General features: G+C 32.6%; 31 protein-coding genes. 19 read left to right on the top strand and 12 right to left on the bottom strand.

From position 1 onward, the window contains the following. The 6 genes from dapB to GQR97_RS08760 all read left to right on the top strand — a co-directional run bounded on the left by dapB (position 1) and on the right by GQR97_RS08760 (position 5,834). Positions 1–705, top strand: a complete 705-nt coding sequence (gene dapB, locus GQR97_RS08785) for a 4-hydroxy-tetrahydrodipicolinate reductase (protein ID WP_158847518.1) — start codon at positions 1–3, stop codon at positions 703–705. Positions 706–772: 67 nt separating this feature from the next. Continuing rightward, positions 773–2,353 (top strand): signal peptidase I, encoded by a 1,581-nt coding sequence (lepB, locus tag GQR97_RS08780; protein ID WP_158847516.1) that lies wholly within the window; start codon positions 773–775, stop codon positions 2,351–2,353. Positions 2,354–2,369: 16 nt separating this feature from the next. Beyond that, on the top strand, positions 2,370–3,674 hold the full coding sequence (locus GQR97_RS08775; RefSeq protein WP_158847513.1) for an ATP-binding protein: 1,305 nt from the start codon (positions 2,370–2,372) through the stop codon (positions 3,672–3,674). After that, a complete protein-coding gene (locus GQR97_RS08770) occupies positions 3,674–4,903 on the top strand; it encodes a tetratricopeptide repeat protein (protein ID WP_158847511.1) in 1,230 nt (409 codons plus the stop codon). Before GQR97_RS08775 ends, GQR97_RS08770 begins: the two co-directional genes overlap by 1 nt. Then, entirely contained in the window at positions 4,903–5,526 is a 624-nt protein-coding gene (locus GQR97_RS08765; protein ID WP_158847509.1) for a WbqC family protein, read from the top strand. The genes GQR97_RS08770 and GQR97_RS08765 overlap by 1 nt, the downstream gene beginning before the upstream one ends. Next, positions 5,526–5,834, top strand: coding sequence for a DUF6122 family protein (locus GQR97_RS08760; RefSeq protein ID WP_158847507.1), 309 nt, complete (start codon positions 5,526–5,528; stop codon positions 5,832–5,834). Before GQR97_RS08765 ends, GQR97_RS08760 begins: the two co-directional genes overlap by 1 nt. Positions 5,835–5,925: 91 nt before the next feature. Here GQR97_RS08760 and GQR97_RS08755 read toward each other — a convergent pair whose 3' ends face one another. The 8 genes from GQR97_RS08755 to GQR97_RS08720 all read right to left on the bottom strand — a co-directional run bounded on the left by GQR97_RS08755 (position 5,926) and on the right by GQR97_RS08720 (position 12,572). Then, positions 5,926–6,642, bottom strand: a complete 717-nt coding sequence (locus GQR97_RS08755; RefSeq protein WP_249755391.1) for an endonuclease/exonuclease/phosphatase family protein — start codon at positions 6,640–6,642, stop codon at positions 5,926–5,928. 489 nt (positions 6,643–7,131) lie between these two features. Next, positions 7,132–7,983 (bottom strand): rhomboid family protein, encoded by an 852-nt coding sequence (locus GQR97_RS08750; RefSeq protein ID WP_158847503.1) that lies wholly within the window; start codon positions 7,981–7,983, stop codon positions 7,132–7,134. Beyond that, positions 7,983–8,714, bottom strand: a complete 732-nt coding sequence (locus GQR97_RS08745; RefSeq protein WP_158847501.1) for a rhomboid family intramembrane serine protease — start codon at positions 8,712–8,714, stop codon at positions 7,983–7,985. Before GQR97_RS08745 ends, GQR97_RS08750 begins: the two co-directional genes overlap by 1 nt. Before the next feature lie 3 nt (positions 8,715–8,717). Further along, complete coding sequence (gene mutL / locus GQR97_RS08740; RefSeq protein ID WP_158847499.1) at positions 8,718–10,568, bottom strand: DNA mismatch repair endonuclease MutL; 1,851 nt, start codon at positions 10,566–10,568, stop codon at positions 8,718–8,720. 4 nt (positions 10,569–10,572) lie between these two features. Next, a complete protein-coding gene (locus tag GQR97_RS08735; protein ID WP_158847497.1) occupies positions 10,573–10,860 on the bottom strand; it encodes a riboflavin synthase subunit beta in 288 nt (95 codons plus the stop codon). A gap of 29 nt (positions 10,861–10,889) precedes the next feature. After that, a complete protein-coding gene (locus GQR97_RS08730) occupies positions 10,890–11,123 on the bottom strand; it encodes a hypothetical protein (protein ID WP_158847495.1) in 234 nt (77 codons plus the stop codon). Positions 11,124–11,301: 178 nt separating this feature from the next. After that, the gene (gene ribH, locus GQR97_RS08725; protein WP_158847493.1) at positions 11,302–11,787 is read right to left on the bottom strand and encodes a 6,7-dimethyl-8-ribityllumazine synthase; all 486 of its coding nucleotides are present in this window, start codon (positions 11,785–11,787) and stop codon (positions 11,302–11,304) included. Between the two features lie 14 nt (positions 11,788–11,801). Then, the gene (locus tag GQR97_RS08720; protein ID WP_158847491.1) at positions 11,802–12,572 is read right to left on the bottom strand and encodes a tetratricopeptide repeat protein; all 771 of its coding nucleotides are present in this window, start codon (positions 12,570–12,572) and stop codon (positions 11,802–11,804) included. 135 nt (positions 12,573–12,707) lie between these two features. On the opposite strand from GQR97_RS08720, the gene recF reads away from it, so the two are divergent. From recF to GQR97_RS08700, 4 genes are all read left to right on the top strand, one after another. Next, a complete protein-coding gene (recF, locus tag GQR97_RS08715) occupies positions 12,708–13,787 on the top strand; it encodes a DNA replication/repair protein RecF (protein ID WP_158847489.1) in 1,080 nt (359 codons plus the stop codon). A 373-nt stretch (positions 13,788–14,160) separates the two neighbouring features. Next, entirely contained in the window at positions 14,161–14,457 is a 297-nt protein-coding gene (locus tag GQR97_RS08710; protein WP_158847487.1) for a DUF721 domain-containing protein, read from the top strand. Between the two features lie 99 nt (positions 14,458–14,556). Beyond that, positions 14,557–14,748, top strand: a complete 192-nt coding sequence (locus tag GQR97_RS08705; RefSeq protein WP_034044451.1) for a cold-shock protein — start codon at positions 14,557–14,559, stop codon at positions 14,746–14,748. Between the two features lie 152 nt (positions 14,749–14,900). After that, complete coding sequence (locus tag GQR97_RS08700) at positions 14,901–15,092, top strand: cold-shock protein (protein ID WP_158847485.1); 192 nt, start codon at positions 14,901–14,903, stop codon at positions 15,090–15,092. Between the two features lie 153 nt (positions 15,093–15,245). Here GQR97_RS08700 and GQR97_RS08695 read toward each other — a convergent pair whose 3' ends face one another. Both GQR97_RS08695 and GQR97_RS08690 read right to left on the bottom strand, forming a co-directional pair. Then, complete coding sequence (locus tag GQR97_RS08695; protein ID WP_158847483.1) at positions 15,246–15,665, bottom strand: nucleoside-diphosphate kinase; 420 nt, start codon at positions 15,663–15,665, stop codon at positions 15,246–15,248. Positions 15,666–15,716: 51 nt separating this feature from the next. Next, the gene (locus tag GQR97_RS08690; RefSeq protein WP_158847481.1) at positions 15,717–16,754 is read right to left on the bottom strand and encodes an alkaline phosphatase D family protein; all 1,038 of its coding nucleotides are present in this window, start codon (positions 16,752–16,754) and stop codon (positions 15,717–15,719) included. A gap of 79 nt (positions 16,755–16,833) precedes the next feature. Here GQR97_RS08690 and GQR97_RS08685 point away from each other — a divergent pair, with 79 nt between their 5' ends. Genes GQR97_RS08685 through GQR97_RS08665 form a run of 5 tightly spaced genes read left to right on the top strand, consistent with a single transcriptional unit; the run spans position 16,834 to position 20,994 of the window. Then, positions 16,834–17,853: a DHH family phosphoesterase gene (locus tag GQR97_RS08685; RefSeq protein WP_158847479.1), complete on the top strand. Its 1,020-nt coding sequence runs from the start codon at positions 16,834–16,836 to the stop codon at positions 17,851–17,853. Then, complete coding sequence (gene gldI / locus GQR97_RS08680; protein ID WP_158847477.1) at positions 17,846–18,391, top strand: gliding motility-associated peptidyl-prolyl isomerase GldI; 546 nt, start codon at positions 17,846–17,848, stop codon at positions 18,389–18,391. The genes GQR97_RS08685 and gldI overlap by 8 nt, the downstream gene beginning before the upstream one ends. A 1-nt stretch (position 18,392) precedes the next feature. Then, positions 18,393–19,520, top strand: a complete 1,128-nt coding sequence (locus GQR97_RS08675) for a peptidylprolyl isomerase (RefSeq protein ID WP_158847475.1) — start codon at positions 18,393–18,395, stop codon at positions 19,518–19,520. A 54-nt stretch (positions 19,521–19,574) separates the two neighbouring features. Next, on the top strand, positions 19,575–20,501 hold the full coding sequence (gene lgt, locus GQR97_RS08670; protein ID WP_158847473.1) for a prolipoprotein diacylglyceryl transferase: 927 nt from the start codon (positions 19,575–19,577) through the stop codon (positions 20,499–20,501). 1 nt (position 20,502) lies between these two features. Beyond that, complete coding sequence (locus tag GQR97_RS08665; protein WP_158847471.1) at positions 20,503–20,994, top strand: DUF192 domain-containing protein; 492 nt, start codon at positions 20,503–20,505, stop codon at positions 20,992–20,994. A gap of 93 nt (positions 20,995–21,087) precedes the next feature. Here the strand turns inward: GQR97_RS08665 and GQR97_RS08660 are convergent, their stop codons facing one another. Further along, positions 21,088–21,669, bottom strand: a complete 582-nt coding sequence (locus GQR97_RS08660; RefSeq protein WP_158847469.1) for an NUDIX hydrolase — start codon at positions 21,667–21,669, stop codon at positions 21,088–21,090. 127 nt (positions 21,670–21,796) lie between these two features. Between GQR97_RS08660 and pyrE the strand changes: the two genes are divergently transcribed. Then, the gene (pyrE, locus tag GQR97_RS08655; protein ID WP_158847467.1) at positions 21,797–22,441 is read left to right on the top strand and encodes an orotate phosphoribosyltransferase; all 645 of its coding nucleotides are present in this window, start codon (positions 21,797–21,799) and stop codon (positions 22,439–22,441) included. An 82-nt stretch (positions 22,442–22,523) separates the two neighbouring features. After that, positions 22,524–22,919 carry an SRPBCC family protein gene (locus GQR97_RS08650; protein ID WP_158847465.1) on the top strand — a complete coding sequence of 132 codons (396 nt, stop codon included), beginning with the start codon at positions 22,524–22,526 and terminating at the stop codon, positions 22,917–22,919. Here the strand turns inward: GQR97_RS08650 and GQR97_RS08645 are convergent. Next, entirely contained in the window at positions 22,916–23,647 is a 732-nt protein-coding gene (locus GQR97_RS08645; RefSeq protein ID WP_158847463.1) for a biotin--[acetyl-CoA-carboxylase] ligase, read from the bottom strand. The two genes, GQR97_RS08650 and GQR97_RS08645, sit on opposite strands and share 4 nt — an antisense overlap. Before the next feature lie 93 nt (positions 23,648–23,740). Between GQR97_RS08645 and rsfS the strand changes: the two genes are divergently transcribed. Both rsfS and ftsH read left to right on the top strand, forming a co-directional pair. Continuing rightward, entirely contained in the window at positions 23,741–24,112 is a 372-nt protein-coding gene (gene rsfS, locus GQR97_RS08640) for a ribosome silencing factor (protein WP_158847461.1), read from the top strand. A gap of 9 nt (positions 24,113–24,121) precedes the next feature. Next, a complete protein-coding gene (gene ftsH / locus GQR97_RS08635) occupies positions 24,122–26,071 on the top strand; it encodes an ATP-dependent zinc metalloprotease FtsH (RefSeq protein ID WP_158847459.1) in 1,950 nt (649 codons plus the stop codon). Positions 26,072–26,106 lie beyond the last annotated feature (35 nt).

Below are 26,106 nucleotides of genomic sequence, written 5' to 3'. Positions count from 1 at the left end.
ATGAATATTGCTTTACTCGGATACGGGAGAATGGGTCAGACCATAGAACAAATTGCTGTTAAACGTGGCCATAACATTGTTTTAAAGGTTGATAAAAACGACAAAGATTACGATATCACTAAAGCAGATGTAGCCATAGATTTCAGTATTCCAGATGTGGCTTTCAACAATATTCAAAACTGCATAAACAACAATGTCCCTGTTATTTCGGGTACAACGGGTTGGTTAGCTAATTATGATAACGCTGTGGCGCTATGCGAAGAAAAAAAGGGAGCTTTTATCTATGCCTCAAACTTCAGCTTAGGTGTAAATATCTTTTTTGAATTAAATAAAACACTAGCTAAAATGATGCGTGCTTTAGAACAATACAATGTTTCTATGGAAGAAATTCATCATACAAAAAAATTAGATGCGCCTAGTGGCACAGCTATTTCTTTAGCCAAAGATATTATATCTAATAGCGATAAATATGAAGGTTGGAAACTTGATGAACAAGTAGAAAAAAACATTCCTATTGTTGCAAAACGAATTGGAGATGTTCCAGGGACACACTCTGTTACTTACGAAAGCGAAGTGGATACTGTAACAATAGAGCATATAGCTCACAATCGCCAAGGTTTTGCCTTAGGCGCTGTAATTGCTGCAGAATGGATTGTTGGAAAAACAGGGATTTTCACAATGAACGATGTGTTAAACATTGGTTAAAAAACAAAATTAATGTAACGCAAAACCCCGTTTGGCTACTTACATCAATAAATAAAATATTAGGATTATGACGTTAATGCAGTGGTTTATATTCATTTTGATAACTCAGGTTATTCATGGATTAGGAACTTGGAAATTATATATTAAAGCCGGCCGCCAAGCCTGGGAAGCCTTTATCCCTGTTTATAATGGAGTGGTTTTAATGAAAATAATTAATCGCCCTGTTTGGTGGGTTATTCTTCTTTTTCTTCCCATTGTAAACATGATTATGTTTCCTGTTGTATGGGTAGAAACAGCTCGTAGTTTTGGAAAAAACACAACTTTAGATACTGTTTTAGCTGTTATTACATTAGGTTTTTACAACTATTACCTTAATTATGTTGCCGATGTAACTTATATTAGAGAACGTAGTTTACATCCAAAATCGGCAACTGGAGATTGGGTTAGCTCAATTCTATTTGCAATTGTTGCAGCAACTATTGTACATACGTATTTTATTCAGCCATTTACAATTCCTTCTTCATCTTTAGAAAAATCGCTATTAGTTGGTGATTTCTTATTTGTAAGCAAGTTTCATTACGGCGCTAGGGTACCAATGACAACCATTGGAGCTCCTATGGTTCATGATACTATTCCTGGCTTAAAAAAGAAATCATATTTATTTAACGATAGGTTTGAAGAACGCAAAACGTCTTTAATCAATAAATTACAACTTCCCTACTTACGTTTTCCTGGTTTCGAAAACATAGAGAGAAATGATATTGTGGTTTTCAATCAACCCGCAGATACGCTGTTGGATATGAACGATTTTACACCAGATAGAAATTATTACAAACCCATCGACAAAAAAACTAACCTAGTAAAACGTTGTGTTGGTATTGCTGGAGATAGTTTAGAAGTTCGCGATGGTTATGTTTATATTAATGGAAAGAAAAACGAATTACCAGATCGCGCACATTTACAGTTTAGCTATTTGGTTCAACCAAAAACGAACCAATTCAACCCGGCATATTTAAAAGAACGTTACGATATTACTGATGGTTTTGGAATAATAAACGATAAGAACACATACTACTTTTCAGCTATTTCCGATGAAGCTTTATCTCAGTTTAAAAATCATCCTAATGTTGCTAGTATAACGCCTAATAAAGCCGTAAAAGGTGTTCCAGATGCTAATATTTTCCCTCAAGATCCAAATTACGACTGGAATGTAGATTTCTTCGGACCTTTATATATTCCAGAAGAAGGAAAAACAATCGATATCAACTTAGATGTTTTACCTCTGTACAAACGCGTTATTAGCGAGTATGAAGGTAATGATGTAAAAGTAAAAGGAAACCAAATTTTAATAAATGGCGAGGTCGCTAAAACCTATACATTCAAACAAAATTATTACTGGATGATGGGTGATAACCGCCATAACTCTATTGATGCGAGACGATGGGGCTTTGTACCTTTCGATCACGTTGTTGGTAAACCAGTATTTATTTGGATGAGTTGGGATGGATCTAGCCCACGCTGGGAGCGTTTCTTTACAACAGTTAGCGGTAGCGGAAAGGCGACTTCATTTTTTATCCCGTTCCTAATTCTGTTAGCAGGATATTTCGGATTTACAAAATGGAAAAAACGAAAAGCAGACAATAGCTAATTATTGACTTACGCTTATGGATAACACACTATTAGAAAGTCTACTTAAAGCCTTAGAATTTTCGCCAGAAAATATTGAATTGCGTTTTCAAATAGCAAAACTATATTCCGATGGCTTAAATTATGAAGAGGCAGAAAAGCACCTATTATTTATCTTAGATAAACAACCAACAGATGCTCACAAATTTCTATTAGCAGAATGCTATTATAAACAGAAAAAATACAATTTAACAGAAGTTATACTTGAGGAGCTTATTGAAAACAACGAAGCCCCTAATTACTTAGAACTTCAATGTTTTTGTTATATAGATCAAAACCAAACGGAAGATGCGCTAGCTACGTACCAGCGTATTCTTGAAATTGATAAAACGTTTAGAAATGAAGAGTTCGAAAATTTATTTCGCGTTCCTGTCCAAGACTTTGATGACGATTTTTTCGATGAAGATGGTATTTCATTCTTAAAAAAACCCGATATTAATTTTGACAATGTTGGGGGGATGGAAAAAGTAAAGGAGGAAATTGATTTAAAAATAATCAAACCCCTTTTACATAAAGATTTATACAAAGCATATGGTAAAAAAATTGGTGGAGGTATTTTACTTTACGGCCCACCAGGTTGTGGAAAAACTCATATTGCACGAGCCACAGCTGGCCAAATTAACGCCAACTTTATAAATATAGGTATTAATGACATTTTGGATATGTGGCTAGGTAGCTCTGAAAGGAACTTACACGAAATATTCGAAACAGCCAGAGCCAATACGCCTTGTGTCATTTTTATAGATGAAATCGATGCTTTAGGCGCTAACAGAAATGACGTTAATAAAACGGCAGGAAGAACCGTTATCAATCAATTTCTATCGGAACTTGATGGTATTGATTCAGACAACGAAGGTATTCTTGTTTTAGGAGCAACTAATGCACCTTGGTATATAGATCCTGCATTTAGAAGACCAGGACGTTTTGATAGAATCATTTTTGTAGCACCACCAGACGAAGCTGCACGAGAATCTATCTTTAAAATTGAGTTGAAAGACAAACCAACAGAAAACATTAAATTACAAGATTTAGCTAAAAAAAGTAAAGAATTTTCTGGAGCTGATATTAAAGCGAGTATTGATATTGCTATTGAGCAAAAATTAGTAGAATCATTTAAAGATGGTATTCCAAAACCATTAACAACTAAAGATATTTTAAAAGCTTTTGGCAAAATGAAAGCATCTACCCGAGAATGGTTTAATTCTGCTAAAAACTACGCCTTATACTCCAACGATTCTGGTTTATACGATGATATTTTGGTCTATTTAAAGATGAAAAAATAATGGATAGCCCAAATCTAGAACGTGGTATTCAACTTTTTGAAATTGGCAGATATCAAGATGCTATCCCCTATTTTCAAACAGCTCTAACCGAAGATGTTAATAACAGTAATGCTAAATATTTTCTAGCACAGTCTTTTTTTTTAACCAAAGATTTAGACAAAGCTTTAATTTTAGCTTTAGACCTTCGATCAGAAATCCCGAATTGGTCTAATGTTTATTTTTTATTATCACAAATTTATTTACATCAAGATAAAATAAAAGAGGCAGAAGAAAATATTGATAAATCGATAGAATTGGAGCCTCATGATGAACATGCTTTCGGACAAAAAGCATACATTCAAATAACGAAAAAGAATTTTGAAGCCGCTTTAAATTTTGCTAATGAAGGATTAAGGATTAATCCAAAAAGTAATTTCTGTTTAAATGCACGAACTACGGCGTTAACTAAATTAAACAGAAAGGAAGAAGCAAAATCCACTATTGAAAATCTATTAGAAGATGACCCAGAAGACGCGCACTCACACGCTAACGTTGGCTGGAGTTATCTTGAACATAACGACACAAAAAAAGCTTTAACCCATTTTAAAGAAGCGTTATCGCTGAATCCTAATTTAGATTATGCGCGATCGGGAATGGTTACCGCAATAAAATCCAAAAACAAGGTTTACAAACTCTATTTGCGTTATTCATTTTGGATGAATAAACAATCGGGTAAAAACCAATGGATTTTTATTATTGGAATTTACATTGCCTATAAACTTTCAGCCAAATTAATTTCTGTTTCTGGTTATACCTTTTTACTTATCCCTTTAATTATCGCTTATCTTTTGTTTGCTTTAGGCAGCTGGATTATGGAACCACTATCCAACATGTTGCTTATTTTAGATAAATACGGTAAATATTTACTCGATAAAAATGAAAAGCTAAGCGGTCAAATATTTTTTGGATTACTTGTTGGAGCATTAATTATGTTTCTTTGTAATGTATTTACAAAAAACGACTATTTCACTATGCTTAGTTTAACATGTTTAGCAGCTGTATTGCCATTAACACGTGGCGTTTTAGCAAATACCGAAAAATCAAAAATAATCAATCTAATTTATGGCGGTATCATGTTAGCAGCAGCCGTAGTAATGTCTTTAATTGGAAGCTCTATAGCAAGTATTGGTATTACAGTTGGTGTTATGTTTATTGCGTACACTTGGTTAAGCAATTTTTTCACAAAATAATGAGTATTTTAATTCACCCTACATATTTTCCGAGTATTGCGCATTTTGTTGTTATTGCAAATGCCGATGATTTGGTATTTGAAATGGATGATAATTTTTTAAAACAAACTTATAGGAACCGTACTTATATTTATGCAGCTAATGGAAAACTAACTTTAAACATTCCGGTAATTCATTCTCAAAAAAACAGACAAAAGTATCGCGATGTCAAGATTTTCAATGAAGAGAATTGGCAGAGTTTACACTGGAAATCTTTACTTTCCGCTTACAGGACATCACCATTTTTCGAATATTATGAAGATGAACTTCTCCCCTTATTTGAAATGAAAACCGATTTTATTTTAGATTTTAATTTGAAGTGTTTTGAAGTTATTACTGAATGTTTACAACTAGACATTAACACCTCTAAAACGGAAACATACCAAACAGATGTTAATGATACTAAAGATTTTAGGTTTTTAGTAAACGCTAAAAAAGAACAACCTCAAAACTTCGAAAAATACACACAGGTTTTTAGTAACAAACATGGTTTTATTTCTAATTTAAGTATTCTTGATTTACTATTTAATGAAGGTCCGAATGCTCTAAACTATTTAGAATCTCAAACTATTACACCTCAATAATGCTACAATCTATCGCACATTATGGTTGTCATTTTCTACTTCCGCTAGCAGTGGCACTTATTTGGTTTAAACCGAATTGGAAAACGGCATATTTTATAATGATTTGTGGTATGTTAATCGATTTAGATCATTTGCTAGCTACCCCCGTTTTCGATCCAAATAGATGTAGTATAAACTACCACCCGTTGCATACATATTATGCGCTTGCCGTTTATATTCTTTTATTGTTCTTTAAGAAAACACGTCTGGTTGGTTTGGGATTAGTTATACACATTATAGCCGATGTGGTAGATTGTTCTTTTATGTAAGCTTAATACTTAACTAGTATTACTAAAGTATTTCTTTTATTCAAGAGAAATCATAAAAACCGTTATGAAGCTCCATTTATATATTGAACAACTATTCTAGACTCAAGGTTGTACTTAATGGGAAATGATCGGAAAAGTGCTCGTTATAACTTTTATAGCCATTTACAGAAAAGGCTTTATCTGCAAAAATAAAATCAATACGCATCGGAAAAAGGAAAAAATCGTGCGTACGTCCGAAACCATTTCCGCCTTCCTTAAAAGTATCGTTTAAATCACCTCTAATTTTTCTATATACATACGAGAAAGCCGTATTATTAAAATCCCCACAAATAATCATTTTATATTTACAGTTCTTTTTATGTGCCAAAAACAATTCTGCTTGATTCTGTTGCGTTTTAAATGCAGTACCTATACGTAATAAAAGGCGTTCGGAATCTTCTTTTTTCAAGCTCTCTATCTTCGTGTTTATTCTTAAAGATTCTAGATGGATGTTGTAAATTCTAATGGTGTCTTTGCCTTTTACCACATCGGCAAATATAGCATTGTTTGCTGTGTTGGGAAATTCAACAGATCCTGAATTTATTATTGGAAACTTTGAGAAAATTGCTTGTCCGTGTTTAAATTTTTTACCCGATAATTTTTCGAATTTATATTTAAAATTAGATAAATTAACATTTTTATGCGGGTGATATTCCTGAATACTTAATATATCTGGAGCTTCTGCTTTTATAAAATCTACAATATTAGTTTCAATGTGATCTTCAGGAATCCACTTATAAAGATTGAAAAGCCGAACATTATAATTCATGACTTTGAAATTCTGTACCGACTCGATGTTTTTAGATGACGAAAACTTATATAAAGACCCAAAAGTTATATAAGCTATAATTAACACTAAAAGCGAGATTAGAAATTGCTTTTTTAAACGAATTAACCAATATATAAAGAATATAACATTGATGATAATTAAAAATGAAACCCCTAAATTTATTACTGATAAAAACGAAAATGTTTTGGGTGGTAAATAAGGAAAAACCATTGAAAGCAACAACAACATCGCCACAATACTGTTGACGATATATATTATTTTATTAATGAAACTTAAATTTTTCATTTTGCTTTATTTATCCTTGTAAACATACACTTTTAATTGCTTTGTTACTACCATTACCAGAAGTTCTCCCGCGTTAGGGATTGAACGGTTTGTTTGAAATCCTTTTTGTTTTCCTTCAAAACAAAAAGATTGAGTAGTGAAAGCCCGACCCTTTTCGGGTAACGCCCAAATGTTTATAATGAACTATTTACCTGCTCGAAAAAGTAATTCTTTTTCTTCGGCTGTTAAACTATCATAACCGCTTTTACTGATTTTATCTAAAATAACATCAATTTTTTTCTGGTTATTAAATTCACTATAATCCGATTTTTTATAACCACCTACTTTACTTTTATTTTTATGAACGGTTTTTAAAGGTCCTTTTTTAGAGGATGAAGATTTAAACATATTTGTAATAGCATTGGCAAAACGCTCGAATCCGCTACCAATATCATTGCCTTTAACCAATTGCGTGGCATAGAAATAGCCCAATAAAGCACCTCCAATATGTGCTAAATTCCCGCCAGCATTTACGCCAAACAGACCCACAATATCTAAAACAACAATGGCCGCACCAATATACCAAAGCTTAAGATTGAACGTAAATACACGAACATCTTGGTTGGGCATATAAGCACACATAAAAATTAACAAGGCACGAACAGCAGCCGATGCTCCCACCAAACTTGAGTTTACTCCAAAAAAACTAGGCAACAAGGCATAGCCGATAAGAAACATAGCGCCACCAGAAATTGCTCCTAAAAAATATATATTTAATGCTGTTTTTGGACTAAAAAGATTTAAAAACATGCGCCCAATAACGTAGAGCCAAAGCATATTAAACAACAGATGAATAAAATCGTAATGCACAAAGGCATAACTAACTATTGTCCATGGATTTACTAAAGCGTTGAAAAAATCACTAGGTAATTCGAACCAACTTAATGCCGATCTAAAAATTAAACCTACTAGAAAAATAACGACGTTTACCGCAATTATTTTTTCTAATATATTAAGTCGCGTTAACTTATATTTTATGTCTGTAGTTAAACTCATTAGTTCCAACGGTTATTATTAAACTGTGTTTTTTTCCAAAAATACATAATTAAAAAGCCTGTGATTGCTCCTCCAACGTGCGCCAAATATCCAACATTACTATTTGCCATTAATGGTGTACCTGTTAAAATTGCCGAAAGTAAATCCGCACCAATCATACCTACAGCTAAATACTTAAGTTTTATAGGAATTGGTGGAAATAACAACATAATTTCTGCATTTGGAAACACATAAGCACTTGCAGCAAGCACTCCCATAATTGCGCCCGAAGCACCAAAAGTGATGGTTCGATATATATCATTAAAGTCTTGCCCAATATCAACAAATATTTTTCCTTCTTTGAAAACTTGGATAACTTGAGATGAAGAATATCCAAGATCTAATGCTTGCCTTTCCATTAATAGATATCGAATATATTGTTCACCCATTTGCAATGCCAAAGCCCCTAATCCAGCAGATATATATAAAAACAAGAATTTATTCCTTCCTATGGCTGACTCTAACATAGAACCAAAGAAATATAGCATCAGCATATTAAAAAACAAATGCTGAAATCCTCCATGAATAAACATGTGCGTAATTATTTGCCATGGCTGAAAGGCTTCATTTTTCGGAAAATGCATGGCAAATAAATCGAAAAATAAAACACCGTTCCCTATAAACAAGGTCCCTATAAACATAATCACGTTTATGATTATTAAGTGTTTAACAGTTTCTGAAATTCGCATCATAATTTATATAAATTTTTTATCTAATTCGTCAACACTCATGGTTACAAATGTTGTTCTATTAGTAGGCGAAACATTAGGCGCTTTACAAGCAAACAGCTTATTTACTAAATGTTCCTGTTCATCTTTCTGTAATGACTGCCCTGTTTTTATGGCTAAACTTTTTGCCATAGATTTTGCTAATAAATCGGTTGCCGAGAAGTTACTGTCTGGTACTTCGTTTTCTACATCACTAATTAGTTGTTCTAAAATAATAGAAACTTCGCTTTCTGGAACGCCAACGGGAACCCCTATAATCTCAATAGACTCCTCTTTAACGTTTGAAAACACAAAACCGGTATGTTCTAAATCTTCTTTCAATTGAATAATAACAGCTATTTCTTGATTTGAAAAATGTAAATCTAACGGGAATAATAATTGCTGACTTAGCGCTCCTTTTATAGTAAGATGTTGAAGATAATCTTCATACAAAATTCGTTGATGGGCACGATGTTGATCGATAACCAACATACCCGATTTTATAGTACTAACAATATATTTATTATGTAATTGATACGTGGTATGCGTTCTCTCGATATCTTTATCGAACATGGAAACTGTAGACTCTTCAGTTTCAAAATGCACTTCACTAAAATCGTGTTGCGTTTTTGTGCCTTTAGATTCTAAGCCAACGTATAAACTCTCCCAACTTTCGGTTGGTTCTTTTTTATAAGAAACGGTTCTAGGTTTAATTGGAGCTTCATCTTGAAATGGATTAAAACTCCTATCCACCTCAATACTTGGTGTATTTGTTCTAGTCGCTTCTTTTTTAAGTCCGTATGGTGTATCTAGATTTGCGTCACGGTCAAAATCTAAAACTGGCGCGATATTAAACTGGCCTAGACTATGCTTAACTGCCGAACGAAGAATGGCATAAAGTGTATGCTCATCATCAAACTTTATTTCCGTTTTTGTTGGATGAATATTAATATCTATGGTTTGCGGATCTACAGTTAGGTTTAAAAAATAACTTGCATGTGTTCCACTTTTAAGTAAACCATCATAAGCCGAAGCTATAGCATGATTTAAATAAGCGCTTTTTATAAATCTATCATTTACAAAAAAGTATTGCTCTCCTCTAGTTTTTTTAGCAAATTCCGGTTTGCCAACAAATCCAGATATTTTAAGCACCTCTGTTTCTTCTTCTACAGGTACTAATTTTTCATTAGTTTTTGTTCCGAAGATATTTACAATACGTTGTCTGTAATTACTAATTGGTAAATTGAAAGCTTCATTTCCGTTATTATAAAAAGCAAAAGCAATCCCTGGATGCGCTAATGCTACACGGTGAAACTCATCAATAATATGACGTAATTCTACATTATCCGATTTTAAAAAATTTCGTCTGGCAGGAATATTAAAAAATAGATTTTTAACAGAAACCGAAGTTCCTTGTGGCGTAACTACCACATCTTGATCGGTTACTTTACTCCCCTCTATAATTATGGTATTCCCAACATCATCTTGAGGTTGCTTGGTTTTCAATTCTACATGCGCAATAGCCGCTATACTTGCCAAAGCCTCTCCACGAAAGCCTTTGGTATGTAGTTGAAATAAATCTTCCGCACTTCGGATTTTAGATGTTGCATGACGCTCAAAACTTAATCGGGCATCGGTAGTACTCATTCCTTTACCGTTATCGATAACCTGAACCAATGTTTTTCCGGCGTCTTTTATTATGAGTTTAATAGAGTCCGCTCCTGCATCAATTGCATTTTCAAGCAATTCTTTGACTACAGATGCTGGACGTTGAACAACTTCTCCAGCAGCAATTTGGTTTGCGACGTGGTCGGGTAAAAGCTGTATAATGTCTGCCATATAATTATTTAGAAAAGAATATAGATAAATCGAAATCGATGATGAATAAAAATATAACTAACAAAATGCCCACAATAATTAAAACGCGACGGTTAGCTTCATGATCTCTGTTGTGCTTTAATTCGTTTAAAGCATTATTTAATTTTGACTTAAAATTTTTATTTGCACCAACAGTTGTTCTGTATTCATCGAACTTATGTTTAATTTCAAAAGGGTTTCCTTCGCCTTTATCATCAAAATAACGCGGTGTATAACTAAATTTCTTGTTTTTTTTTGCCTTTAAGATTCCCATAATTCGCGAGTTTTTTTAAGTAATTTGTATTACATATACTTTTTTTCTAGTAAATACATACAAATCAATAATAATACCAAAAATAAAAGTAAGGTTTTTACTGGCATAGTACCACGTACTTTACGCTTAACTTCACGATTTTCTTTCCATTTAGAAATATAATCTTTGGTATTAGAATCATCATTTAAACTAGAATCTGTTCTGTTTTCTTTTGAAAAACGAGACTGATAATCAAAGGTTCTATGTTTACGCTGTTTAAACAAAATCTAGTAGTGTTATCTTCCAAAAATACTTAAAAATAGGGAGAAACTGGGCTTTGAAATGCTAAAAATATCTAAAATTTAGACAGTAAAATCGGTAAACCTAACCCAATTAAAATATCAAATTCCAAAGGATATAATAAAACATCTTTGGAATTTTCAATAAATTTTAAAGCTGGCCTTAACTATTTTTACGTAATTCTGCCATTTTAATCGCCGCAATAGCAGCTTCAGTACCTTTATTACCGTGTTTGCCACCAGAACGATCTATAGATTGTTGCATGATGTTATCGGTAAGTACACAGAAAATAACCGGAGTTTCTTTCTGTACGTTTAAATCTTTAATACCTTGAGTTACACCTTCACAAACAAAATCGAAATGCTTGGTTTCGCCTTGTATTACACAGCCAATTGCTATAACGGCATTTACCATTTGCTCCTGCATTTTTTTACATCCGTAAATTAGCTCAAAACTTCCTGGCACATCCCAGCGCACAATATTGTCTGGCTCTACACCATTTTCTATCAAAGCATCATATGCGCCTTTATACAAACCTTCGGTAATGGTATCATTCCATTCAGAAACAACAATCCCAAATCGAAAATCTTTCGCATTTGGGATTGTTGTTTTATCGTAATCCGATAAATTTTTATTTACTGTTGCCATATATGGTAAAACTATTACTTGTTAGCCAACACCTGCGCTTTTCCGATAAACACATCTACAGTAGATGCTTCGGTAGCGTTTGGATATTTTTCTTTAATTTGAGTAAAGTAAGACAACGCTTTATCAGCTTTTCCTAAATCTAGAGCGATAGCACCTGCCTTGTATAAATACATTGGTGTGGTATATTCGTTATCTCTCATGTTAGCAGCCTCTTCATAATACCCTAAAGCATCCTCTTTTTGGTTTAATTGCACAAAGGCATCACCAATATTTCCTTTTGCTAAAGGTGCTAAAACTTCATCATCACTATCAAAATCACTTAAATGCTCAACCGCATTCTTATAATCTTTCAATCTTAAATACGCTGTTCCAGCATAATAGCTTGCTAAGTTAGCTGCTTCTGTACCGCTATACTCTTCAATAATATCTAACATTCCAAATTTACCTTCACCACCATTTAAGGCTAGATTATAAAGTGAATCTTTAGCCACACCTGTTACAGCTTGGTCAAAATATTTTTGAGCTTGGAACATATCGTTCATTGCATTTTCTTGCTTCGGACTAGCAACAAATTCTTTGTATGCTAAAGACCCTAAAACAACTAATGCAACAACACCAATAATGATAAAAATATATTTTTGGTTTTTTGCTACAAAGTCTTCCGTTTTCGAAGCTGTTTCATCAAGGGTGTTAAAAACTTCAGCCGTTGTTGATCCTTCTTCAATATCGTGTTCCTTTTCAACTTTTGTTTTTGGTTTGTAACCTCTCTTATTATATGTAGCCATGTTCTATATTCTATTAATGTGGCGCAAAAATATAATTTTCTTCAGAACTAAAAGGGTATTTATTTGATATTTTTCAATAATTTGCACTTCTTTTCAAGACTTCACCCTCTTTATGCGCTTTAAGTTGCTATTTATATGATTTTAAAATCACTTTCGTTACTCAATTATAAAAATTTTGATAGCAAAACATTTGCTTTCAATGAGAAAATTAACTGCATTGTTGGAAATAATGGCATCGGAAAGACCAATGTACTCGATGCTATTTATCATTTATCCTTCGGAAAAAGTTATTTTAATCCAGTCGCAACTCAAAATATTAAGCATAACGAAGAGTTTTTTGTAGTGAATGGTGACTATGAAAAAGATGAAAAACCAGAAAAAGTAATAGTCAGTTTAAAACGCGGACAAAAAAAAGTAATTAAACGTAATGGTAAAGCTTATGATAAATTTAGCGAACACATTGGTTTTTTACCTTTAGTTATTATTTCGCCAGCCGATAGAGATTTAATTACGGAAGGCAGTACCACACGTCGAAAATTTATTGACAGTGTGATTTCGCAAAGTGATAATAGCTATTTGAGTTCTTTAATTAATTATAATAAAATTTTAGCGCAACGTAATGCATTGTTGAAGTATTTTGCATTAAACCACACTTTTAACAAAGATACGCTAGACGTTTATAACAGCCAATTAACAGACTTTGGAACTAAAATTTTCGAAAAACGTGATGCCTTTTTAAAAGAATTCATCCCCATTTTTAAATCTAGATACGAAGCCATTAGTAATGGTAATGAAAACGTTGATTTAAATTACCATAGTGATTTATTTGAAAGTGATTTAAATACTCTTTTAAATAAGGTTATTAATAAAGACAAGGCATTGCAATACACAAGCGTTGGTATACATAAGGATGATTTACATTTTAATATTTCCGGACATCCAATAAAGAAATTTGGAAGTCAAGGTCAGCAAAAATCATTCTTAATTGCTTTAAAATTGGCACAATTCGATTTTATAAAAGCGCAAAGCGGCGTAAACCCAATATTATTATTAGATGATATTTTTGATAAACTAGATGAACAACGTGTATCTCAAATAATTAAATTGGTTGATGATGAGAATTTTGGACAACTTTTTATAAGTGATACACATGCCGAACGCACCGAAAACGCTGTAAAACAAGTACATCAGTCATATGAGATTTTTAAATTATAATAGGGATGCATTTAGAATGTTATTATCAAAGTTTTAGATGAACCCACTATTGAAGAAATAAAAGCCAACGATTATCAAATTGATATATTAATCCACAATCTACCGACAGACGTTTTGTAATTACATTTATACTTCGCGCGTCTGCGGAAGTAAAACAAAAAAATCTTGAAGTTTTTGAAACTCATCGAGATTCCTTAATTAAAAAAACAACATTTTTAACAGAGATAGAATCGTTTAAAAACTATAATTTTGGTACTTTTAAAGTTGAGGCCATTAGAAATTATTTTTAGCGGTTGGCTTCAAAAAAAAGAACACGTAAAAACACCGTTCAATTTCAACATATAAGCTACAGAACTCTCACATATTTAACCTCATGGCAAAACGCATTAACGACAACTTAAGTATACAAGACGCATTAAAGGAATTTGTAACAACAAACAGATTAGAAAAAGGTTTAGATAAAGTTAATGTTGCCGATGCTTGGGCAAAACTTATGGGTAACGGCGTAAACAACTACACGAGTTCTGTTGCTCTGGAACGCGAAACACTATATATAGAACTAAGTTCTAGTGTACTTCGAGAAGAATTAAGTTATGGTAAACAAAAAATAATTAACATGCTAAATGAAGAGTTAGGCAAGGATATTATTAAAAAACTGGTTTTAAGATAATTAGACTAACCAAAATATATTAAAATTTTTAATATATTTTGGTTATTTATTATTTTTTACATTATCTTTGGCACTTAATTATTTATAATACACATTAAAATGAGTAAAGGTACCGTAAAATTCTTCAACGATTCTAAAGGTTTTGGATTTATCACAGAAGATGACAACAACAAAGAACATTTCGTACACATTTCAGGACTTATCGATGAAATTCGTGAAGGTGATGCAGTTGAATTCGATCTACAAGAAGGTAGAAAAGGATTAAACGCCGTAAACGTAAAAGTAATCTAAGATTTATACTTTAACAATTACAACTTTAAAAGTCTGTCAATTTATTTTGACAGACTTTTTTGCTTTAAAAACTTACACTAACCTATTTGCCTAAATAATTTGTGGCATCACTTTTGTATTACATATATTAATAATTTAATATTTATAATACAATGAGTAAAGGAACAGTAAAATTCTTCAACGATTCTAAAGGATTCGGATTTATAACAGAAGAAGGTTCAAACAACGAACATTTTGTTCACATTTCTGGATTAATCGATGAAATTCGCGAAGGCGACTTAGTAGAATTCGATTTACAGGAAGGCAAAAAAGGATTAAACGCCGTAAACGTAAAAGTAATTTAGTATATACTAGTAAACTTTTTTAAAACAAAAATCCCGCAACAAATGTTGCGGGATTTTTTATATAATATATTTTCAGAATTAAGGTTCCCAATTAATAGGAACCACTTTCAAAAAAAAAAAAACTTAAAGGTAAGCCTTTAAATAATTTCCTAATTAAAACTGCTCTCTTCCAGCGAAATGAAACTCACCTTCAATAAATGCGTTTTCATCACTATCACTACCATGTACAGCATTTTCACCCATAGATGTTGCATACATTTTACGAATAGTACCTTCTGCAGCATCAGCAGGATTTGTAGCCCCAATTAAAGTTCTAAAATCGTTCACTGCGTTTTCTTTTTCTAAAATAGCAGCAACTATTGGACCTCTTGTCATAAACTCAACTAATTCTCCAAAAAATGGACGTTCGTTATGTACAGCATAAAATGCTTCAGCGTCAGCTTTTGTCATTTGTGTTAATTTCATAGCTACAATTCTAAATCCTGAAGCTGAAATCTTTTCTAATATTGCACCAATGTGTCCGTTTTCAACAGCGTCTGGCTTAAGCATTGTAAATGTTCTATTTGTTGCCATTTTTATTTTTTTAAATTTCTGCAAAAATACATTTTTATATTTATTTACACCTTAATAGGTTTGTAAAAGTTTTTGTTGCAAAATATTGTTTACACCTCGCATTTCCATCAGTATTGTTTTTCTTTCAAAATTAAATTTCAAAACTCCAAAGCTTAATTCTGGAACCACTTTTAATATGCGATTTTTATTTGCCTCCGAAGTAAAACCACTGTATACATGAGTTAAGCCGCTAGATGTAAAATCGATTAAAGGAAAAGAGACACCTTTAATTTTGGTTTTTGAAAATTCAGAAATATGCCGATCTCCCGAAAGAACAACAACTCCATTTGCTTTAGAATCTTTTATCAATAATTTTAACCTATCCACTTCATGAGGGAAATTACCCCAAGTCTCAAAACCGTGCTCGGCAGATAGAACCTGAATACTACTCACAATAATATTAAAATCAGCTTCAGAAGATTTCAATTCACCCTCTAACCAACTCCATTGTTGCTCACCTAGAATAGTCCCTTCACCATAAACACTTGGCTCATATCTTTTTTTAGAACCTCTAGCTTTGGTTAAAGCTGATCTAAAATAACGCGTATCTAAAACAATCACTTTTATTTTTCCTTTAGGTGTATTTATAACTTGAGAACTATAAACACCTTCTTGATCTCGGCGTTTATCATTTTCAGAAACCCCTAAAAAATCTAAAAATAATTGTTCACTCCCCCTTTTTGCATGAAACTCCACACCTCCATCATTTAAACCATAATCGTGATCGTCCCAAGTACCTGTGATTAGGGTCGTTTCTTTTAACTTTTTATAGCCTTCATTAGCTAGTAATTTATCATATTCCGCTTTTAATTTTACCATGTTATCTGTATCGGCATATACAATATCACCTCCCCAAATCCACAAATCTGGTTTATTTTTCACAATTTCAACCCAAAGTTTATTTTCTAAATCCTGCTTATTACAAGAGCCAAAAGCAATAGTAGCATCATATACCATTTCTTTCTCCTTTTCAGCTTTAATTAGAGTCGTTTTACAAGACATAAAACAAAACATCATTATAAAGACACTAAATATTAATCTATTTTTCATGTAATTCACCGTTAATTTTTACATAAAAGTACTGTATTCTATTTTAAGTCTATATTATTAAATTGTATCTTCGTTTCCTATGAAAAAAGAAGACATTACCAATATAAAACAACTATTATCTAGTCCTAAAAAAATAGTTATTGTTCCGCATAAAAACCCTGATGGCGATGCTATTGGATCAACTTTAGCACTTTACCATTATCTTTTAAAAGGAAATCATAACGCAACGGTTATTGTACCTAATGACTATCCTACTTTTTTAAAATGGATTCCGGGTAATGACATGATTTCTGTTTACGACCACCAAACTAAAACTTGCGACAGTTTAATAGAATCTGCAGATATTATTTTTACTTTAGATTTTAATGCGTTCCATAGAACAGGCAATATGGAAAAGGTACTTTCTGAAAGTAAAGCTTTAAAAATCATGATTGATCATCACCAATCTCCAGACGACTATGCCACTTACACTTATAGCGATACAACCATGAGTTCTACCTGCGAAATGGTATATAACTTTATAAACATGCTAAGTGATGCAGAATTAGTTGATGCCAATATTGCTACTTGTATTTATGTTGGAATCATGACAGATACGGGCTCGTTTAGATTCCGTTCAACTACGAATAAAACACACGACATTATTGCTAAGCTTATTGAAAAAGGAGCAGATAACACCAATATTCATAATAACATTTACGATACAAATAGTTATGAAAGCTTACAATTATTAGGTTGTGCGCTTAGTAACCTAAAAGTTGTTCCCGAATCGAGAGCAGCTTATATTACGCTATCTCAAGAGGAACTTAATCGTTTTAATTATAAAAAAGGAGATACAGAAGGTATTGTAAATTATGCTTTATCACTAAACGGAGTTGTACTTGCGGCCATTTTTATCGAGGATAAGCAAGAAGGGATTATTAAAATCTCTTTACGTTCTAAAGGAAGTTTTTCGGTAAACGAAATGTCTCGTGCGCACTTTCATGGAGGAGGGCACACCAATGCTGCGGGAGGAAAAAGCGATTTATCCCTAACAGAAACCGTTGATAAATTTATTAGTATATTACCTAGTTATAACGATGCATTAAACAATGAATAAATTAATTACCACAGCCCTACTTGTGCTTCTCGTTTTTAGCTGTAAAAGCCCAGAAGCAAGACGACCAGTTTCTACAAAATCTGGATCTTATATAGACGCCTCTATTGCTCTAAATAAAAAACGTTTTGCCAAAGAAAAAGCGGTTATTGAAAAAATAATGGAAGCTGACACCGATGAATACTTAGCATCGGATACTGGCTTTTGGTATAAATACCAAACAAAAGCAGAAAACGATAGCTTAAGCACTCCAAATTTTGGTGATATTATTAACTACGATTATAATATTAAAACTCTAAATGGTAATGAAATTTATTCTAAAGCAGATTTAAAAACACAGAATTACGCTATGGATAAGCAAGAACTTTTTACAGGTTTACGCCATGGCTTAAAGCTTATGAAAATTGGTGAAACAGTTACCTTTATTTTTCCATCCGATCGTGCTTACGGTTACTATGGTGATGAAAATAAAATTGGACCAAACACACCTCTAATTTGTGAAGTTACTGTCAACTCTATTACCCCAAATCAAAGCAACTAATATGTATTTATTTAAAAACGTTTTAAAACTCGTTCTGTTTACATTAGTATTAAACCTAACATCTTGCAAAGCGCAGTATCCCGACTTAGAAGACGGTATGTATGCTGAATTCGTTACCACAAAAGGTGTTATGGTTGCCAAATTAAGTTACGAAAAAACGCCGCTAACAGTTGCTAATTTTGTTTCCCTAGCCGAAGGTGAAAACACAATGGTCGATAAAGCTTTCAAGAAAAAGAAATTTTACAATGGACTAATTTTTCACCGCGTTATAGATGGATTTATGATACAAGGTGGCGACCCGACAGGAACAGGTTCTGGCGATGCTGGATACAAGTTTATGGATGAGTTTTCTCCAGATTTAAAACACGACAAACCAGGTATTTTATCCATGGCAAATTCTGGCCGAAACACCAACGGGTCTCAGTTTTTTATAACAGAAATCCCAAAACCCAACTTAGACAACAAACATAGTGTTTTTGGCGAATTAGTATTAGGTTTAGATGTTCAAGATAGTATTTCGAACGTAGAAGTTGACAGAAATGATAGACCAATTGAAGATGTGGTTATCGAAGAATTAAACATTATAAGAAAAGGAAAAGCTGCTAAAAACTTCGATGCGCCTAAGGTTTTTATAAATTCTTTAGCCGAAGCTGAAAGATTAGAAAAAGAAAAGGTAGCTAAAGCAGCGGCTATTTTGAAAGCAACTCAAGATAAATTTAAAGCCTTAAAAGAAAAAGCAATTACACTTCCTTCAGGATTAAAATATATTATTACAGAAAAAGGTACTGGAGAAAAATTGCCAGAAACTGCCGAGCTATTAACCCATTATGCCGTCTATTTTGAAAACGGAAAGATACTAGAAACGAGTAAACTAGAAATAGCCGAAGCGTTAGATATTGTAAACGAACGTCGTAAAGAACAAGACGGCTACCAACCTATTACCGCTGAAATAGGGCCAGACGCAAGAATGATTGCAGGCTTTAAAGAAGGCTTACAACAATTAAGTGTTGGTGATAAAGCCACTTTATTTATACCGTACCACTTGGCTTACGGAGAATCTGGTACTAGAGGTATTCCTGGAAAAACAAATATTGTTTTTGAAGTTGAAATTTTAGAACTTCTTAAATAAACATAATACAAAAACAGTCTGAAACACTTAATTTCGCACTGAAAAACAAAACCTATGCAATTATTAAAATTTGATTGGAACCCTATAACAGGAATCGATATAATCGGGAATTTTAAAATCCATTTTTACAGCCTTATGTGGGTTACTGCCTTTGTTATTGGCTGGTATATTATGAAAAGGATTTTTACAAAAGAAAAAGTATCATTAGAATATTTAGACCCTTTATTTATTTACACTGTGCTTTCTACCATGATTGGCGCGCGTTTAGGTCACGTTATATTTTATCAATCGGAATTATTATCTGAAGATTTTTTCAGTGTTTTTCTACCTGTTAAATTTAAAGGAGGCTTTGAGTTTACAGGATTTCAGGGTTTAGCCAGTCATGGTGCCGCTATCGGAATTATTATTGGGATGTATTTATACAGACGAAAATATAACTACAAATCGATTTTATGGATTTTAGACCGCATTGTAATTCCAGTAGCTTCTGGAGCAATTTTTATTAGAATTGGAAACTTTATAAATTCTGAAATTATAGGAAAAATCACAGATTCGAATTTTGGTGTTCGTTTCATTCAAGATCAGTATTACAAAAATGAAATCATGCAACGCACAGGAATCAAAGATGTGCAAAAAGCCTACAACGCCGTTACTGATAACCCTAAATTTCAAAACCTGTTAGATGCTGTTCCATATAGACATCCTGCACAATTATACGAATCGTTTTGTTATATTTTTGTGTTTTTAATTCTGTTATATTTCTATGTAAAAACAGAAAAAAGAAATCAAACAGGCTTTTTATTCGGCTTATTTTTAGTTTTACTTTGGACTGTTAGATTCTTTGTTGAATTTGTAAAAGAAGCACAAGTTGATGTTCGTTCTACCTGGGCATTAAACACAGGGCAATGGTTAAGTATTCCGTTTGTACTGATAGGATTGTATTTTATGTTTGTTTACAAACCAAAAAACGCAGTAAAATAAGATGGTTTTAAAACGATTTGGTTTCATTTTAGTACTAAGTATATCTTTATTATCACTTTCAAATTGTAAAGATGATAATAAGGTAATTACTCAAACCGAAGTTCATTTCACAAAAGAAGGTGAATTAACGATTACTAAAGCAGATAACTCCAAAGTAGTTTTAGATATTGAAATTGCTGATACCGATTTTGATGTTCAAACGGGTTTGATGTACCGAAATTCTATGAAAATGAATCAAGGTATGTTATTTATCTTTGAAGATGTAACGGAGCGTTATTTCTATATGAAGAATACAAAAATACCATTAGATCTTATTTATATTGATGAAAATAAAAGCATTGTGAGTTTTCAGAAAAATGCTAAACCATTTGATGAGACATCACTTCCATCAAATGCACCTGCTAAATACGTTTTAGAAGTAAATGTGGGCTTGGTGGATATCTGGAACCTTTCTGTTGGCGATTCTATTGTTTTTAGTGAAGTTTCTAATTAAAAAATCACCAGATATCTCTTAATTACAAAATAAAAAAAGCATAAGGTTTAAAATCTTATGCTTTTTTTATTTCATTTTCTTTACTTCTTCAACCTAAAACAATAACTTAATATTAGCATAAGAATTCTCTAATGCTTTTGCCGTTTTCTTTTTACCCAACCATTTTACTTTAGTGATGCCTTCCTTTTTTTGAGGTTTAAGCTCACCCTTAAAACTTGTTTTCATCTCAAACCAATAAGTTACTTTTATTCTATAGCGGCCGTTTCGTTTAAAAATATGATATGTAGTTTCTAAAGGTTTCACAATTTCCAAACCTTCTACTTTCGTCTCTTCTTCAACTTCACGAATAGCTGTTTCTTCAATGGTTTCATTGCCTTCTGCTTTTCCTTTAGGCAAATCCCATTTATCATTTCTATAGATAAATAACACTTTTCCTTCATCATTATAAACTTTTCCGCCACCAGCAATTACGTTTGGTAACTTCTTTAAAAACTTAGAAAGCAGCTTACTTTCGTTTTTATGTGTAAGCCTTACTTCCTGTAAATTTGTACGGTTTAACTTCCTGATAGCTCGATAAAGACCTACCCGTTTTAGCTTATATGTTTTATACCCTTCACCTTTTTCGGTGTTCGTTGTTAATGTTATCGGCTTGTTATTTACAAAAATCTTGTGCATGGTTAGGTTTGATTTAATGATATGGTAAAAATATCATTTTTACTTACAATCTGCTTATTGTAGAAAAAAAAATTTTATTCCATTTACAACTTCAGAATAAAAGCAAATTTATCCGTAATTTTACAGCATGATATTCAACAAAGACACCGCTAAAAAAACTGCCGAAGTTTTATTGCAAGTTCATGCCATAAAACTAAGCCCGAAAGAACCTTTCACTTGGGCTTCCGGCTGGAAATCACCAATTTATTGCGATAACCGTATTATTCTATCGTATCCACCAATACGTAATTACGTTCGCGAAACCATGGCTAAACATATTGAAAACCAATATGGAAAACCAGATGCTATTGCCGGAGTAGCCACAGGCGCTATTGGCATTGGTATGTTGGTTGCCGAATATTTAGGGCTTCCATTTATTTATGTTAGGCCAGATGCAAAAGGACACGGCCGTAAAAATCAAATTGAAGGCTTTATTGAAGGCGGACAAAATGTTGTTGTGGTCGAAGATTTAATAAGTACCGGAAAAAGTAGCTTAAATGCTGTAAAAGCTCTAAAAGAAGCTAAAGTAAATGTAAAAGGCATGGTTGCTATTTTTACTTACGGGTTTGATGTAGCTACCAAAAATTTTGAAGAAGCAGGTATTACCTTAAATACCCTAAGTAATTATGAAAATTTACTAGAACAAGCTCTAGATACCAACTACATTTCTCAAAAAGAATTAAAAACCTTATCCGAATGGAATTCCAACCCTAGTGAATGGAACGCTATTTGATATAAAATACGTATGTTATAAAACTGTAAGTTGTTTAGAGACGACCAATTTTATCGCTTAACGAAACACAAATTACAATACAATGAATTTAGAATCCCCAAAAGTTAACGTTACTAAATCTCCTCAAGAAGTCTTTAACTTTTTAGAAGATATTAAAAATTTTGAAACTTTAATGCCTGAAAACATAAGCAAATTTGAAGTTATAGATAATAATAAATTCCTTTTTGCTTTAAAAGGAATGCCTGAAATTATTTTAAAAAAGAAAGAAGTTATTCCTCCAAATAAAATTATTTTAGGTGCCGCAGGCGGAAAATTAGATTTTTCTTTAATTGGAAACATTGTTGAAACTGCTGATGGTAATAGCGAAGTACAATTACAATTTTCGGGAGATTTTAACCCAATGATGGCCATGATGATTAAAGGCCCAATCACAAAATTTATTGAGACGTTGGCTTCTAATATGCCAAAATCTATTTAATATAGCAGTGAAATTTCTTTTAAATCGAATGTTTTTATAATTTCATCTTCTAGCAAAACTTCAAGTTTTCCATCAGAAGAAATTCCAGTTATAAAACCAGAAAACATTAAACCTTCAGCATCTTTAAATGTTGAAGGTTTATCTTTTCGAAACAAATTGGTTTCATACTCGTCCTTCAAAACCTTCAAATTACCAGCTTCTAAAATTCCGAAGTAATATTTCAAATTTAAAATTAACGCCACTAACACTTCATCTAAAACAAAAAATTTACCAGATATTGATTTTAAAGATGATGCTTTTGGTAGATTTTCGAAATCGGTTTGATTAACATTTAAGCCAATTCCTATTATTGAGCCTTGTAACTGACTTTGTTTTATGACATTTTCAATTAAAACTCCGCAAACTTTTTTATTTTCTGACAAAATGTCGTTAGGCCATTTCACACTTAATTTAGGAATAGCCAATTCCTTCAAAGTTTTTAAAGCCGCTAAAGCCGTAACCATACTAATATAAAAGCACTGCTCCATCTCAAGAAACGAAACATCCTTAAACACACTAAACGTAAGGTTTTTGGACGTACTAGACTCCCAGACTGTCCCCATTTGCCCACGGCCTTTGGTTTGTTTTTTTGTTGAAACAACAGTAAAATCATCCACTTTCCCTTTGCTAATTAGTTCGCGTAAATAGCTATTTGTGGAATTGGTGGCATCAAGTTTGATTATTCGCATATGGAAGTTATTGCAGTACTATAAAATCTTATGATTATTTTAAACCATAAAGAACTAAAAAAATAATAACTTTGCACAAATTAAATAAAATTAATGGCGAAACAAAATATAAACTCAGACCAATTAATATCTGTAATAATCAGTGGAATTGAAGAAGTTAAAGGAAAAGAAATAAATATACTAGATTTACGAGAAATTGAAAACACGGTTTGTGACTACTTTATAGTTTGCGAGGGGACTTCAAATACACAAGTAAGCGCTATAGTAAATTCTGTTCAGAAAAAAGTAAGCAAAGAACTTAAAGATCATCCATGGCACACTGAAGGCTTAGATAATGCCGAATGGGTGTTAATGGATTATGTAAATGTTGTAGTACATGTTTTTCAGAAACAAATTAGAGAATACTACGATATTGAAAGCCTTTGGGGAGATGCGAAAATGACAGCTATAGAAACGAGTTACTAAAAAAAAGACATGGCAAAAGATAAAAAAAACGTAAAAGAAAAGAAGCCTAAATTCAGTCCCTATTGGATTTACGGAATTATAATCGCTCTATTTTTAGGGTTTCAACTGTTTAGTGGCGCAAATTATCAAGAAGGTAATATTACTACACCATCAGATTTTTTTAAATACTTAAAAGATGGAGATGTAGCACGTGTTGATATTATAAAAAACACACGAGTTGCAAAAGTATATTTAACCAAAGAAGCTCAAGAAAAGGAAATTCATAAAAATTCTACACCAGAAACTTTTATTCCTTCGGCAACTAAATTACCTAATTACAAATTTGAATTTGGTGACTTACAAAATTTTGAAAATGAATTAAACACAGCTACAGCCACTTTAGCAACAAAACCTGTTGTAAAGTTTGATACAGAAACTAACGACTGGAGTAATTTATTAATGGGGATTTTACCATTTATTTTACTTATTGGTGTTTGGGTATTCATTATGCGTAGAATGTCTGGTGGCGCCGGTGGTGGAGCAGGCGGACAAATTTTCAACATAGGAAAATCTAAAGCAAAACTTTTTGACGAGAACACAGAAGTTAAAACAACTTTTAAAGATGTGGCTGGTTTAGAAGGTGCTAAAGAAGAAGTACAAGAAATTGTAGACTTCCTTAAATTCCCTGAGAAATATACAACTCTTGGTGGAAAAATACCAAAAGGAGCATTGCTAGTTGGCCCTCCTGGAACAGGTAAAACCTTATTAGCTAAAGCCGTTGCCGGTGAAGCTAAAGTGCCATTTTTCTCTTTATCGGGTTCAGATTTTGTTGAAATGTTTGTTGGTGTAGGTGCATCTCGTGTTCGAGATTTATTTAAACAAGCCAAAGAAAAATCGCCTTCAATTATTTTTATAGATGAAATTGATGCTATTGGTCGTGCCAGAGGTAAAAATGCCATGTCAGGAAGTAATGATGAGCGTGAAAATACTTTGAACCAGTTATTAACTGAGATGGATGGTTTTGGTACCAATACAAACGTAATTGTTATTGCTGCAACCAACAGAGCCGATATTTTAGATAAAGCTTTAATGCGTGCTGGACGTTTTGATAGACAAATTTTTGTTGATTTACCAGATGTTCGTGAACGTAAAGAGATTTTTGAAGTACACTTGCGTCCTTTGAAAAAAGAACCAGGATTAGATTTAGATTTCTTATCGAAACAAACACCAGGATTCTCTGGAGCAGATATAGCTAACGTTTGTAACGAAGCTGCTTTAATTGCTGCCAGAAATGGTAAAAAAGCAGTTGACAAACAAGACTTTTTAGATGCTGTTGATAGAATTATTGGCGGTCTAGAAAAGAAAAACAAAATAATTACACCTAGCGAAAAACGCGCTGTAGCATTCCACGAAGCCGGTCACGCTACTGTAAGTTGGATGTTAGAACATGCTGCACCTTTAGTAAAAGTTACTATTGTGCCTCGTGGTCGTTCTTTAGGTGCTGCTTGGTATTTACCAGAAGAACGTTTAATTGTTCGTCCAGAACAAATGCTAGACGAAATGTGTGCTGCTCTTGGTGGTCGTGCTGCAGAAAAAGTTATTTTCAATCAAATATCTACTGGTGCTTTAAGTGATTTAGAAAAAGTTACAAAACAGGCTAGAGCCATGGTTACTATCTATGGTCTTAGTGAAAAAATTGGAAACTTAACATATTACGATTCTGGTCAAAGCGAATATGGTTTTACTAAACCTTATAGTGAGCAAACAGCAGAATTAATTGATAATGAAATTTCAGATATTATTGAAAAACAATATCAACGTGCTATAGCTTTACTCGAAGAAAATAAAGATAAACTTACAGAACTTGCAGAAGTTCTTCTTGAAAAAGAGGTTATTTTCAAAGATAATTTAGAAAAAATATTTGGAGAACGTACTTTTCTTAAAGAAGAACCGATAAGTAGACCTGATATTATTTCCTAAAAAACTGTTAACCTTAAACAAAAATCTTAAATTAA

Source organism: Algibacter sp. L1A34, assembly GCF_009796805.1.
GTDB lineage: Bacteria > Bacteroidota > Bacteroidia > Flavobacteriales > Flavobacteriaceae > Algibacter.
The sequence above is the reverse complement of the archived record's forward strand: the minus strand, read 5'-3'. Positions and strand labels throughout refer to the sequence as shown.